We start from the raw sequence: 13,368 nt of genomic DNA, 5'->3' as shown, positions 1-13,368 counted from the left end.
TAAGCTCATGCTCCAACAGCGGGAACAGCGGGGGTCAGATCTGACATTCGGACACGAGCTCTGCCGTAACGGTGTCCTACGGCAGAGCTCGTGTCCGAATGTCAGATCTGACCCCCGAGGTTTTAAGCGGTGCCGCCGACGGTCACGCCGTCGATGCGCAGCGTCGGCTGGCCGACGCCCACCGGCACGCTCTGGCCTTCCTTGCCGCACACGCCCACGCCCGGATCGAGGCGCATGTCGTTGCCGATCATGGAGACGCGGTTCAGCACTTCCGGACCGTTGCCGATCAGGGTGGCGCCCTTGACCGGGTAGGTCACCTTGCCGTCTTCGATCATGTAGGCCTCGCTGGCCGAGAACACGAACTTGCCGTTGGTGATGTCGACCTGGCCGCCGCCGAAGTTGACCGCGTACAGGCCGTTCTTGACCGAGGCCAAAATCTCCGCCGGGTCCTTGTCGCCGCCCAGCATGTAGGTGTTGGTCATGCGCGGCATCGGCAGGTGGGCGAACGATTCGCGGCGGGCGTTGCCGGTCACCGGCATCTTCATCAGGCGCGCGTTCATGGTGTCCTGGATGTAGCCTTTCAGGATGCCGTCCTCGATCAGCGTGGTGCACTGGGTCGGGTTGCCCTCGTCGTCGATGTTGAGCGAGCCGCGGCGGTCGGCCAGCGTGCCGTCGTCCACCACCGTCACGCCCTTGGCGGCGACGCGCTCGCCGATCATGCCGGAGAAGGTCGACGAACCCTTGCGGTTGAAGTCGCCCTCGAGGCCGTGGCCGATCGCCTCGTGCAGCAGGATGCCGGGCCAGCCCGGTCCCAGCACGACGGTCATCGGACCGGCCGGCGCCGGACGCGCGTCCAGGTTGACCACCGCCGATTTGACGGCGTCGGTCGCGTATTCTTCCAGCAGGGCGTCGCTGAAGTAGCCGTAGTCGTAGCGGCCGCCGCCGCCGGACGAACCCATCTCGCGCCGGCCGTTCTGCTCGACGATCACCGTCAGCGACACGCGCACCAGCGGGCGGATGTCGGCCGCCAGCACACCGTCGCTGCGCACCACCAGCACCACGTCGTATTCGCCGGCCAGGCTGGCCATCACCTGCACCACGCGCGGGTCCTTGGCGCGCGCCATCTTCTCGATGCGCTCCAGCAGCTTGACCTTGGCGGTCGCGTCGAGCGACGCCAGCGGATCGTTGGGCAGGTACAGCGAGCGGCCGCCGGTCGGCGTCATCGCGCTGGCCACCTTGATCTTGCCGGCGCCGGCGCGGGCGATGGTGCGCGTGGCCGAGGCCGCATCCATCAGGGCCGCTTCCGAGATATCGTCCGAGTAGGCGAAGGCGGTCTTGTCGCCCGACACGGCGCGCACGCCGACGCCCTGGTCGATCGAGAAACTGCCGGTCTTGACGATGCCCTCTTCCAGGCTCCAGCCTTCGTTCTTGGTGAACTGGAAATACAGGTCGGCGTAGTCGACCTTGTGGGTGAACATCGAGCCCAGTGTCTTGAGCAGCTTGGCTTCGTCCAGCCCGAACGGCGTCAGCAGGATGTCGCGCGCTACGGCAAGGGTGGACAGATTCGGTTCAAATGGCTTCATGATGGTGTCTTCTAAGAGTGTGGTGCAATTGTAGCGGAGTTCACATGCGCCGTTACATGGTCCTGTGTTTCAGTGCCGGCAGGCTCTGGCGTACGCTGTCCATGAACATCAGGTCGATGTCGCCGTGGACCACGCCCTCGCCCTCGGCCAGCACGCTCTTGACCGCGCCCCACGGGTCGATCAGCATGCTGTGGCCCCAGGTGCGGCGGCCGTTCGGATGGGTGCCGCCCTGCGCGGCGGCCAGCACATAGCACTGGTTTTCGATGGCGCGCGCGCGCAGCAGGATTTCCCAGTGCGCGAGGCCGGTGGTGTAGGTGAACGCGGCCGGCACCACGATCAGCGCCACCGGTCCCATCGCGCGGTACAGCTCGGGGAAGCGCAGGTCGTAGCAGACCGACATGCCGACCTTGCCGAACGGCGCCTCGAACACACCGACATGCCGGCCCGGCACGATGGTCCTGGATTCATTGTACGACTCCGTGCCCTTGGTGAAGCCGAACAGGTGGATCTTGTCGTAGCGGCCCACGTGCTCGCCCTGCGGGTTGTAGACCAGCGTGGTGTTGATGACTTTTTCCGTATCCTCGGACGCCAGCGGCAAGGTGCCGCCGATCAGCCAGATCTCCAGCTCCCTGGCCAGCGCGGACATGAAGTCCTGGATAGGTCCCTGGCCCAGCGGCTCGGCGACGGCGACCTTGTCGCTGTCCTGCAAGCCCATGATGGCCCAGTATTCCGGCAGCAGCACCAGGGTCGCGCCAGCCTCGGCGGCCTGGGTGACCAGGCGGCGCGCGGTGGCGATATTTTCCGTCACGGACGGCGAGGAAATCATTTGTACTGCGGCGACTGTATTCATGGCTGTCCCGTTCAACGAGTTGATCACTGCGCGCCCTTGGCGGGCGGTTCCACCTTGGAGGCATCGAGCTTGGTCACCACCGGCGCCTTCCACGGCCCGGTGACCTGCATATGATAGGTCAAGGCCTTCATCACCGGCGCGCTCAGGAACAGCTGCGCCAGGAAACTGCCCAGGCCGATCACCGGATTGACGGCCAGCGCGTACACCAGCGGCGCCGTGCCCAGGTTCACTTCCGGTATCACCACCACATGCAGGTTGGTGGTTTCGTTGGCGATGTCGGCGCTGCCGTCCATCAGCACGGTGGCGGCGACGCCGTGCATTTTCAAGTTGTCGGTCTTGGCGATGCCGTGGTTGATGGCGGCGTTGGCGGTGATGCCGTCGAACGCCAGGCCTTCCGAAAACACATCGTGGAAATCCAGCTTGAGCAGGCGCGGCAAGGCTTGCAGGCTGAGCACGCCGAGCAGCTTGGCGGCGCCCGCATCCTGCTTCAGGAACTGGCCTTTTTCCACGTTCAGCTTGATGTCGCCGGACAGGCTGGGCAGGTCCAGCGAATACGGCAGGCCCTTCCAGGCGATGTCGCCGTTGAGCGTGCCCTTGCCGTTGCGCAGCGTGCCGGCGAAGCCGAAGCGGTCCAGCAGCTTGCCGGCGTCGGCGATGTCGAGATTGAAGTTCAGGCTGGTGGTGTGGGCGCCGTCCCTGGTGACCCATTTGCCGGTGCCCTTGAGCTCGCCGTCCGGGTTGGCCAGCGACAGCTTGCCGATCCGCCATTCGCGCGCGTTCGGCAACTGCGCGTTGCTCGCCTGCAGTTCCAGCCGGCCCAGCTGCTTGTTGAACAGGTCGAAGCGCTCGACCACCACGTCCAGCGCCGGGATGGTGGCGGCCGCGCTCTTGCCGTCCAGCAGATCCTGCACATCCTTCGACGCCGATTCCTGGATCACCAGCGACGACAGGCGCGCCGTCACCTTGCCCAGGCCCTGGCCGGTGGACGGCTCGCTCCAGGTCACATAACCGTTGGCCTGGCTGGAATCGACGCTGGCCTGCCACACCGATTTCTGGCGGCTGACGCCGACCACCACGTTCTCCAGCTTGCGGTCGCCGATCACCAGTTCGCTGGCGCGCGCGGCGATGGTGTCGGGCATCACGTATTGGGCGACATCGGCGCCGTCGGCGGCAGGGCCGGCGGACGGCTCGGCCTTGCCGGCGATCTCGCTGCCGAAGTCCAGCCAGTTGTCGACGTTGAGCGCGCGCAGGCTGATGTTGAAGGACATGCCGCTGTCCGGCTCCGGCGCCGGCGCGTTGACGCCGATGCCGCCGCGCACCAGCTTCCACGGCGTCTTGCCGGTTTTCTGGCGCTGGTAGCGGGCGTTGATATTGCCGCCGAGGGCGACGCGCATGTCGTCATGCACGGCGCCGGCGGCGTCCGGCGTCAGCGCGCTGCTGAGCACGAAGCGCACCGGCAACGCATCCGGCGCGGCCTTTTTGACCGGCGCCGGCAGTTCGATGCCGAGGCCGTTCAGCGTGGAGTCCACCGCCACCACCACCTGGTGATCGCGCGCCGTGACGGTGCCGGTGTAGCGCGTGCCGCCCGAGAAGTGGCTGGCCAGGCGCTGCATGGCCGGCATCGGGTAGGCCTTGCGGAAGCCGTCGGCCGTCATCGCGCCGGCCAGCTTGACGACGATGGCGTTGTCCTTCTGGCTGCCGCCGGTGATGCTGACCGGTCCGCCGAGGAAGTTGCCCGACAGCTGGCTCAGGTTGACGCCGTGCTCGTTGAACTCGATCTTGCCCTGCGACGCCTGCACCGGCGGCAAGTCGTTCATCAGCGTGATGTCGTTGTTGGCCAGTTGCAGGGCCCCCTGCACCTTGGCGTCGATCAGGTGCGACAGCGGCAGGCGCAGGCTCAGCGCCAGCTTGGCGTTGCCGCTGGCCTGGGTTTCGTCGGTGAAGTGCGAGATCCATTCCAGCACCGGGCTGACGCTCATGTACTTGAGGAATTCCTGCATCGGCCCGGCGGCGTTGCCGTCGATTTCCAGCATCGCGTCGTGGATCATCAGGTCGGGAATCACCGCCTTGACGCCGGACAGCGCGACGCCGGCGGTGGTGGCGGTGTCGCCGCGGATTTCCATGCGGGCGCGGTCGAACACGAAGCTGCCCTTGATGTGCTCGGCCTGCGGCCACAGCGGCAGCGGCTTGCCGTCCTTGCCCAGCTCCTTGCCGTCGTGCAGGAAATGGCTGGGAGAATAATTGAGCTTGCCCTCGGTCAGCTTGCCGGCCACGCGGAATTCGCCGCGCGCCTTGTCGGCGCTGCTGTCGCCGTGGAAGGGGAAATGCGCCAGGTCGCCGCGCAGGCGCACGGTGACGTCGCTGGCGACGCCGCCTTCAAGCGCGCCGGTCAGCCAGGCGCGCAGGTCGTGCGGGGTCTGCATCGGCAGGTAGTTGTCGATGCGGTTCAGCTGGAAGCCGTTCAGCGTGCCGGTCAGGTCGGCATGGCCGGCGCCCTTGCCGGCCAGCGGCATCTTGTGCGAGCCCTGCAGCGTGCCGCTCAGGCCGTTTTGCAGGAAGTCCATGCTGTCGATCTGGAACAGCAGCTGGTTGTCCGGCTCGAACGACCAGCGCGCCTTCAGGTTCAGGTGGTCGAACGGCATCGCCGCTTCGCTGAAGTAGTCCGGCATTTGCAGCACCAGCTGGGTCGAGGCCAGGCTGAAGCTGCCGCCCTTGTCGGTGGCGTCGATGGCGCCGGTCAGGTTGTCGAAGCCGGGGATGGCGGGCAAGGCGGCGATGGCCGGCGACCTGGCGGTCCTGGCCTGCGCCAGACGCGGCGGCTGCGGCTTCAGACCCAGGCCCACCAGCTCGCCCTTGACGCGGTAGGACTGCAAGGCCGGATAGGCGCCCTGCCATTCGGCGGAAAAGTTTTGCAGCAGGCCGCGCGGCGCGAAATCGGCCAGCAGCTTGCGCTGGTGCTCGGTCAGCGGCAGGCGCTCGGCCAGGCCGGCCATGGTTTGCAGGTCCAGCTGGCGGGCGCGGATTTCATAGCGCTCCGGCTTGGCGCCGCTGGCGACGGTGTAGTGTTCGGACAGCGAGGTCGGCGCCATCAGCAAGCCGTCGCTGGTGGTCAGGGTCAGGTTGGTCAGCTCGACACTGTGGCCCAGCGCGCCGAAGCGCGGGCGCACGGCGCCCTTCTTGACCAGCGGCGCGGTGGCGGACAGCTCTTCGCGGGCGGCGATGCGGCCGCTGAGCTGGCGCAGGTCCAGCAGCGGCAGCTCCTTGCCGAGCACGGCGGAAACGTCGCGCAGGCCGACATCGGCGGTAAAGCCGGTCACGCGCGACTGGTCGATGCCGACCCAGGCGCGCAGCGAACCGCCGCCACTGTTGAGCTCGAACGGGAAGTCCAGCCACGGCTTCCAGGCCTGCAGGTCGGTGCCGCGCACGTCGGCGTACAGCTCGCCCTTCCACATCGACAGGTTGGACACGCGCGCGCCGAAGGCGGGATGGCTGAAGTCGGCGCGCACGTCGAGCGGCGCGGCCAGCGCGGCCGGCGGCGTCGCCTTCAGCGCCAGCTGGTGATGCAGCCATTGGTTGCGCAGCAGGATGCTGACGCCGTCCAGCGCCAGCGGCGGCGCGCCGCGCTGCAGGTCGGTCCATTGCAGGCGGCCTTCGCGGATGACGATCTCGCGCTGCGCCAGCAGCCAGTCGGCGCCGCGGCCGTCGCTGGGCTTGCGCGGGTCGATGTAGATGCCGGCCACCAGCAGGCGGCCGTCGGCTTCGCGCCGCACGTCGAGCTCGGGGCGCACCAGTTCCAGCGATTCAAAGCGCACGGCGCCGGCCAGCACGCTCCACCACGACAAGGTGGCCGACACGCTGGGCAGGGTCAGCGCCTGCTGGCCCTGCTGGTCGTGCAGCACCACGTCGCCCAGGAACAGGTTGGGACGCAGGCCGGTCCAGGAAGCGTAGATGCGGGAAATGGAGACGCGGTTGCCGACCGCGCCGCTGGCCAGGCGCTCGATATCGCCCTTGTAGTGGTCGATGTTCGGCAGCACCACGTAGCGCAGCGTCAGGAACAGGATGGCGAAGGCGAAATACAGCAGCAGGAACAGCTTCAGCGTGAAGCCCAGCACATGGTGGCTGGCCAGGTTACAGATGCGATAGGCGGCACGCAGCCGGTGCCAGCGCGCAGCCAAAGGGCCCTCGCCTGTCACAGTCTCCTCTTCTGGTTTTTGCATCAATAAGCTAATAAATCAGGCCATGCGTCAAATAAATCGCTAAACTCGGTTTCAAGCTTTTATGCCTGCGCAGCAATTCTACCGCAAGCCCTGCGCCAACCAGCGCCGCTTAGAGCGGGTCCGCGCCGGTTTTACATGCTTTACATGCTGTTACCGACTAACTTGTTTCAGGAAACACGTTGCCAATGATTGCACCAACCGTGTCACGTTTTTACCAGCGTTGGCTGGCCGCCGCTCCCGACCGCGCCGCCAAGGCTGATGATTTAGCGCAATTATCGCTTGCCCAGATTAATCTTGCTGATTATTTAGCAAAAGAAGCCGCCAATGTGCCCCCGGGCGCCCCGCCGCTGCCCTTGCCGCGCGCCATGCGCCGGCTGCGCAATCTGCTGGTATGCGTGCTGATCCGCCGCGACCTCGAAGGCAAGGCCAACCTGGCCGAGGTGGTGGAAGCCATGACCCGCTTCGCCGACTTCGCCATCCAGCAGCATATGCGCGAGATTTACGCGGAAATGACGGCGGCGCACGGCACGCCGATCGGCCGCGATTCCGGCCTGCCGCAGGAGTTGATCGTGCTGGGCATGGGCAAGCAGGGCGGCGGCGAACTGAACGTCTCGTCCGACATCGACCTGATCTTCGTCTATCCGGAGGATGGCGACACCGTCGCCGGGCCGGGCCAGCGCAGCCTGTCCAACCACGAATTCTTCATCCGGCTGGGCAAGAAGCTGATCGCGGCTTTGTCGGAGATCACGGAAGATGGCTACACGTTCCGGGTCGATATGGCCTTGCGGCCGAACGGCGGCTCGGGCCCGCTGGCCGCCAGCCTGAGCATGGTGGAGCAATACCTGATCGTCCAGGGCCGCGAGTGGGAGCGCTACGCCTGGGTCAAGGCGCGCGCCGTGACCGGTCGCGCCGAGGACATCGCCGCGCTGGACGCCATCGCCCGGCCGTTCGTGTTCCGCCGTTACCTGGATTTCGGCGTCATCGACGCCATCCGCAATATGCACGCGCAGATCCGCGCCGAGGTCAACCGCCAGGAGCGGCTGCACCCGGACCGCAGCAACAACGTCAAGCTGGGCCGCGGCGGGATCCGCGAGATCGAGTTCCTGGCGCAGGTGTTCCAGCTGATACGGGGCGGTCGCGACGCCGCCCTGCGCGACCGCTCGACCCGCACCACGCTGCGCATCATCGCCGAGAAGGGCCTGCTAAGCCACGCCATCGTCTATCAACTGCTGGCTTCCTACACCTTCCTGCGCAACCTGGAACACCGCCTGCAATACCTGGACGACGCTCAGACCCACACCCTGCCGGCCAACGACGCCGACCGCCTGCTGGTGGCGCAGATGATGGGCCTGCCCGACACCGCCACCCTGCTGACCCAGATCGAAGCCCATCGCCAGTTCGTCGCCGGCCAGTTCGATGAAATGTTCTCGGACAAGACCAGCGGCAGCGACAACGACATCAATCCGCAGTCGAGCAACGAGTGCGCCGATCCCGACAACCGCGAAGCCATGGTGTCGCGCTTCACCGCACTGGGTTTCGACGATCCCGAGGGCGCGGCCAAGCGCCTGATTTCGACCTGGCAGGCGCCGCGCCTGCAATCGCTGCCGGAAGCCAGCCGCAACCGCCTGCTGGGACTGGTCAACGCGGCGCTGCCGCTGATCGTCCAGTGCTCGCTGGAATCGAGCGGCGGCAACCAGCAGGCCACGCTGGGCCGGCTGCTGGATTTCCTGGAGGCGATCGCGCGCCGCTCGGCCTATCTGTCGTTGCTGACCGAGTATCCGCACACGCTGGCGCGGGTGATCCGCATGGTGCACGCCAGCGGCTGGGCCGCGCAGTTCCTCAGCCAGCACCCCATCCTGCTCGACGAGCTGCTGGACGACCGCGTCCGCAACGCCGTGTTCGACCCGGTGGCGCTGGCCGCCGACCTGGAAATACAACTGGCCTCGGCGCCCGGCGACACCGAGCGGCAGATGGATATCCTGCGCGAAATCCACCACGCCCAGCTGTTCCACCTGCTGGCGCAGGACCTGGCCGGCGACCTGACGGTGGAAAAGCTGGCCGACCACCTGTCGGCGCTGGCCGACACCATCGTCGCCGCCGCCATCAAGGCGATCTGGCAGATGGTGGCCACGCGCCACCGCGAAGTGCCGCAGTTCGCGGTGATCGCCTACGGCAAGCTAGGCGGCAAGGAGCTGGGCTATGTGTCCGACCTGGACGTGATCTTCCTGTACGACGACAGCGACCAGGAGGCGCCGGCCCAGTACGCCAAGCTGGCGCAGCGCTTTATTACCTGGATGACATCGCACACCTCGGCCGGCATCCTGTTCGACATCGATACCGCGCTGCGCCCGGACGGCGCCAGCGGCATGCTGGTGTCGAGCGTGTTGGCGTTCGAGAAGTACCAGAGCAGCTCGGCCTGGGTGTGGGAGCACCAGGCGCTGACCCGCGCCCGCTTCTGCGCCGGCGACGCGGCGATCGGCGCGCGCTTCGAGCAAATCCGCGAGGCGGTGCTGCGCAAGGAGCGGCCGGCCGACGGCCCGCTGAAGCAGGAAGTCATTGCAATGCGGAAACGCATGGTCGACGCCAAGCCGAACCACAGCGAGCTGTTCGACCTGAAACAGGATCCGGGCGGCATGATCGACATCGAGTTCATCGTCCAGTTCCTGGTCTTGCAGCACGCGGCGGCCTATCCGCAACTGACCGCCAACTACGGCAACATTGCACTTTTGAAAATGTGCGGCGAGCTGGGTTTGATCGATGCAGGCCTGGCGGCGCGGGTCGGCGACGCCTACCGGCAGTTGCGCAAACTACAACACCAACTGCGCCTGCAAGGCCAGGACCTGGCGCGCGTCGATCCACAATTGGTGGCCGCCCACGCGGCCCAGGTCATGGAGTTATGGCGCACTATATTTGAAGGCAATGTTGCCAAGTAACAACGAAGCCTTTGTTAAATTGCTGCTGTTGAGATTTAAACTCGTCAACTACAGTAATATTGAAAACCACAACATCAGAGCGCCCAGCGCCATCGCCGTTTTATTCAAAGGAGAAATGATATGAGAGCATTAATCGGTGCCGCGGCGTTAAGCTTCAGCATGTTTGCAATGTCATCGACCGCTGTGGCCGCCGACAAGGGAACGCCGGACGAAGCGGTCGCCATGGTAAAGAAAGCGGTTGCCCTGATTAAATCCGATGGCAAGGAAAAAGCTTTCGCCGCGATTTCCGATCCGGCCAATACGACTTTCCATGACCGCGACCTGTATATTTATGTGTACGATTTAAACGGCATCGCTTTGGCCCATGGTAATAATCCTAAAATGGTCGGCAAACCTTTGATTACCCTCAAGGATAATGAAGGAAAACCGATGATTAAAGAAATGGTCGACCTCGCCAAATCCAAGGGCAAGGGCTGGGTGGATTTCAAATGGCCGAATCCGGTCACCAAGGCGGTGGAAGCCAAATCCGGCTATATCGAAAAAGTCGACGACATGTTGGTCGGCTCCGGCATCTACAAATAAAAGCAGTAGCGTGAAGCAACAACCGGGACGATGTCCCGGTTTTTTTTCGCCCTCATTCTTGGATCATGCCAAAAATTGGCGCGTAAACACCAGAAACGAGCTTACGGACGTGGGAACTCTTCGGCAGCCTAGTCAGTCTATCAGCGGTGGCATTCCAAAATAACCGTGACACACCCTAGGAGCCGGATAATGAATAATGAAACCACGATCGCCCGCGCCATTCGCCTGCTGTGCATAGTCGGCCCCGCATTGGGCGCGCAAACCGCAATGAGCCAGGAAACTGCTGAACCGATGCAGAAGGTGCTGATAACCGGCTCCCGCATCGCTTCGCCGGCGGCGGAATCACCCTCGCCATTGCAGATATTAAACTCGGTGGATATTGCCGCGTCCGGCGCCACCAATCTGCAGGATTTATTGCAGAAGAACCCGACCATGGGTACGCCGACCATCAGCCGTTCCAATTCCAATTTCCAGACATCGAGCGCCGGGGTTTCCACCGTTAATTTAAGAAACCTCGGCGATTCACGCACCCTGGTATTAATTAACGGCCGGCGTTTTGTTTCCGGCGTGCCCGGAGATACTGCGGTCGACCTCAACACTATTCCCACGGATTTTATCGACCGGGTGGAATTATTAACCGGTGGCGCCTCGGCAACTTATGGCTCGGATGCCGTGGCAGGCGTGGTCAATATTATTCTGAAGAAAAACTTTAACGGCGTGCTGTTCGACGCGCAAACCGGCCGCAGCAACGAGGGCGACGACTTCAAGAAAAAACTGGCGCTGACTTTCGGCACCACCAGCGCCGACGGCGCCAGCAATGTCATGGGCCATTTCGGCTACTCGAAACAGGGCGCGGTCTACTCGCGCGACCGTCCGGCCTCGGCCGTCGACCAGACCTCGGCCATCACCCAAGGGCACCCGGAACTGGCCTTCGTGGTCAAGCGGCCCAACTTTTCCGGCTATGCGCCGCAGGGCCATTTCTTCGGCGACAGCGAAGATTTCACCTATGATAAAAACAATAACATTATCCCGTGGAATCAAAATGGCGCGGCCGGCAGCGGCGCCGGCGCCACCGGTTTCAACCGATCGGCCTACCGCCTGATCGCCGTGCCGACCGAACGCTACCTGTTCGCCACCAACGGCAACTGGGCGTTCAACGACCAGCACAGCGCGTTTTTCGAGGGCACCTACGCCTCGTCCAAGGTCGATACCAATATCGAACCCTTCGCACTGGGCTCGGACCAGGTGTACAAGCCCAGCGGCCAGGTGCCGGCCGCTTCCCTGGTCAACGGCGTGCTGGTCAAGAACCCGCTGGTGCCGCAGTACCTATATGACCGCATCAGCGACACCGACGGCGACGGCGTGCCGGATTACTTCTTCACCCGCCGCCTGTCCGAATTCGGCCCGCGCCACGCGACGGTCGATCGCGACACTTTCCGGCTGGCGACCGGCCTCAAGGGCACGGTGCGCGACTGGAGCTATGAAGCCTACCTGGCCTACGGCAAGACCAAGGAGGCGCAAAACTCCACCGGCCAGGTCAATGTGATGAGCCTGCGCAATGCGCTGGAGGCGATCCCCGGCCCCGACGGCACGCCGGTGTGCCGGGACGTGCACGCGACGGCCGAGGGTTGCGTGCCGATCAACATCTTCGGCTACAACAGCATCACCCCGGCCGCGCTCAAATACGTGACCGCGCCCGGCTCGCTGGAAACCGCGATCACGCAGAAACTGGTTGGCGGCTCGGTCACCGGCGAGGTGCCCGGCCTGGCCGCCGGCCGCATCGGCATCGCCGCCGGCTTCGAGTGGCGCAGCGAGGATTCCAGCGCCGTGCCCGACCCGCTGACCCAGTCCGGCCTGAACGCCGGCAACGCCCTGCCCCCTACCTTCGGCAACTTCCTGGTGCGCGAAGTGTTTGTCGAAACCCGGGTGCCGCTGCTCAAGGAGCGGCCGTTCGCCCGCGAACTGAGCTTCCTCGGCACGGTGCGCCACGGCGATTACTCCACCGTCGGCAGCACCAACAGCTGGAACGCCGGCCTGGAATGGGGCGTCAGCTCCGACTTCAAGCTGCGCGGCACGCGCGCGCAATCGACGCGGGCGCCCAATATCAACGAGCTGTTCCAGGCGCCCAGCCAGGATTTCCCCACCGGGCTGGTCGATCCCTGCGAGGGCGTGTCGTCTTCCGGAACCGGCGCGCTGGCCGTCAATTGCCGCAATGCGGCGGGAGTTGCGGCCAATATGGCGGCACATGGCGGCATTTTCACGTTAAACCAGGCCGACCAGCAGGGCATCAGCGGCTACAACACCGGCAACCCCAAGCTCAAGGCGGAAAAAGGCCGCTCCACCACGATAGGCCTGGTGGTGACGCCGCGCTCGGTGCCGATGCTGCGCCGCTTCACCTTCACGCTCGACTATTTCACCATCAAGATCGCCGACGCCATCGTCAGCACCGACCGCCAATATGCGCTGGATCAATGCTACAACCAGAACAACCAGGCGTTTTGCAGCTTCATCACGCGCCGCCCCGCGGCCGTCGGCAACCTGAGTTCCGGCTCCATTCAATATAGCAACATCGCCTCCACCAACAGCGGCGGCTTCGGCACCGAGGGCGTCGATGTCACGGCCTCGTGGTCGGACAAGGTCGGCCCCGGCAACCTGAGCGCCCGCCTGGCCTGGACCTGGCTGCGCCAGCTGTGGCAGAAAGCGACGCCGGAAGCGGAGAAGAACAGCGACGTCGGCGAGGTCACGGCGGCCAACACCAACGCGCCGCGCAACCGGGCCGGCCTCAACCTCGCCTACAAATGGGGGCCGGCCGGCGTCAACTGGACTGCCACCTACACCGGCCCGGTGTCGCTGGACGACCAGTTCCTGAAGAGCTTGAGCATCGCGCCGGGCTCGGTGGGCGTGGGTTCGCGCACCTACAACGATTTCCAGTTCACCTATGACGTGAAGAAATACCTGCAGCTGTACCTGGGCATCGACAACGCGTTCAACGCCAAGGCGCCCCCCATCATCAGCGGCCTGCCCGGCAACCAGACCGGCACCGAGACCGACACCTCGACCTATGACGCGATCGGCCGGCGCTACTATTTGGGCTTGCGCATCACCTTGTAGCGTAAAAAGAACAGCAACGTTATTTTTTTGATTATTTTGGTATTTTATGTTTACAGAAATACCATCGACCCAATACATTAGCAGATCGGAAA

Annotated in this window: 6 protein-coding genes; 3 read left to right on the top strand and 3 right to left on the bottom strand. The window is 64.6% G+C overall.

Features of this window, described 5'->3' with window-relative positions; translation table 11 throughout:
* Positions 1–122 precede the first annotated feature (122 nt).
* Genes tldD through RUGAMON1_RS06135 form a run of 3 tightly spaced genes read right to left on the bottom strand, consistent with a single transcriptional unit; the run spans position 123 to position 6,650 of the window.
* Positions 123–1,583, bottom strand: coding sequence for a metalloprotease TldD (tldD, locus tag RUGAMON1_RS06145; protein ID WP_445229661.1), 1,461 nt, complete (start codon positions 1,581–1,583; stop codon positions 123–125).
* A gap of 52 nt (positions 1,584–1,635) precedes the next feature.
* Positions 1,636–2,433, bottom strand: a complete 798-nt coding sequence (locus RUGAMON1_RS06140; RefSeq protein WP_445229660.1) for a carbon-nitrogen hydrolase family protein — start codon at positions 2,431–2,433, stop codon at positions 1,636–1,638.
* Positions 2,434–2,456: 23 nt separating this feature from the next.
* Entirely contained in the window at positions 2,457–6,650 is a 4,194-nt protein-coding gene (locus RUGAMON1_RS06135; RefSeq protein WP_445229659.1) for a YhdP family protein, read from the bottom strand.
* 185 nt (positions 6,651–6,835) lie between these two features.
* Here RUGAMON1_RS06135 and glnE point away from each other — a divergent pair, with 185 nt between their 5' ends.
* The 3 genes from glnE to RUGAMON1_RS06120 all read left to right on the top strand — a co-directional run bounded on the left by glnE (position 6,836) and on the right by RUGAMON1_RS06120 (position 13,276).
* Positions 6,836–9,583, top strand: a complete 2,748-nt coding sequence (gene glnE / locus RUGAMON1_RS06130) for a bifunctional [glutamate--ammonia ligase]-adenylyl-L-tyrosine phosphorylase/[glutamate--ammonia-ligase] adenylyltransferase (RefSeq protein ID WP_445229658.1) — start codon at positions 6,836–6,838, stop codon at positions 9,581–9,583.
* A 120-nt stretch (positions 9,584–9,703) separates the two neighbouring features.
* Entirely contained in the window at positions 9,704–10,165 is a 462-nt protein-coding gene (locus tag RUGAMON1_RS06125; RefSeq protein WP_445229657.1) for a cache domain-containing protein, read from the top strand.
* A 189-nt stretch (positions 10,166–10,354) separates the two neighbouring features.
* On the top strand, positions 10,355–13,276 hold the full coding sequence (locus RUGAMON1_RS06120) for a TonB-dependent receptor domain-containing protein (RefSeq protein ID WP_445229656.1): 2,922 nt from the start codon (positions 10,355–10,357) through the stop codon (positions 13,274–13,276).
* Positions 13,277–13,368 lie beyond the last annotated feature (92 nt).

This window comes from Duganella rhizosphaerae (genome assembly GCF_040364205.1).
In the GTDB taxonomy this organism is placed as follows: domain Bacteria; phylum Pseudomonadota; class Gammaproteobacteria; order Burkholderiales; family Burkholderiaceae_D; genus Rugamonas; species Rugamonas rhizosphaerae.
This window is presented reverse-complemented; position numbering and strand designations above follow the sequence as displayed.

Coding starts and splice junctions, on each gene's coding strand:
- RUGAMON1_RS06135 (WP_445229659.1), bottom strand. CDS start 6,650: ATGCAAAAACCAGAAGAGGAGACTGTGACAGGCGAGGGCCCTTTGGCT.
- RUGAMON1_RS06120 (WP_445229656.1), top strand. CDS start 10,355: ATGAATAATGAAACCACGATCGCCCGCGCCATTCGCCTGCTGTGCATA.
- RUGAMON1_RS06140 (WP_445229660.1), bottom strand. CDS start 2,433: ATGAATACAGTCGCCGCAGTACAAATGATTTCCTCGCCGTCCGTGACG.
- RUGAMON1_RS06125 (WP_445229657.1), top strand. CDS start 9,704: ATGAGAGCATTAATCGGTGCCGCGGCGTTAAGCTTCAGCATGTTTGCA.
- tldD (WP_445229661.1), bottom strand. CDS start 1,583: ATGAAGCCATTTGAACCGAATCTGTCCACCCTTGCCGTAGCGCGCGAC.
- glnE (WP_445229658.1), top strand. CDS start 6,836: ATGATTGCACCAACCGTGTCACGTTTTTACCAGCGTTGGCTGGCCGCC.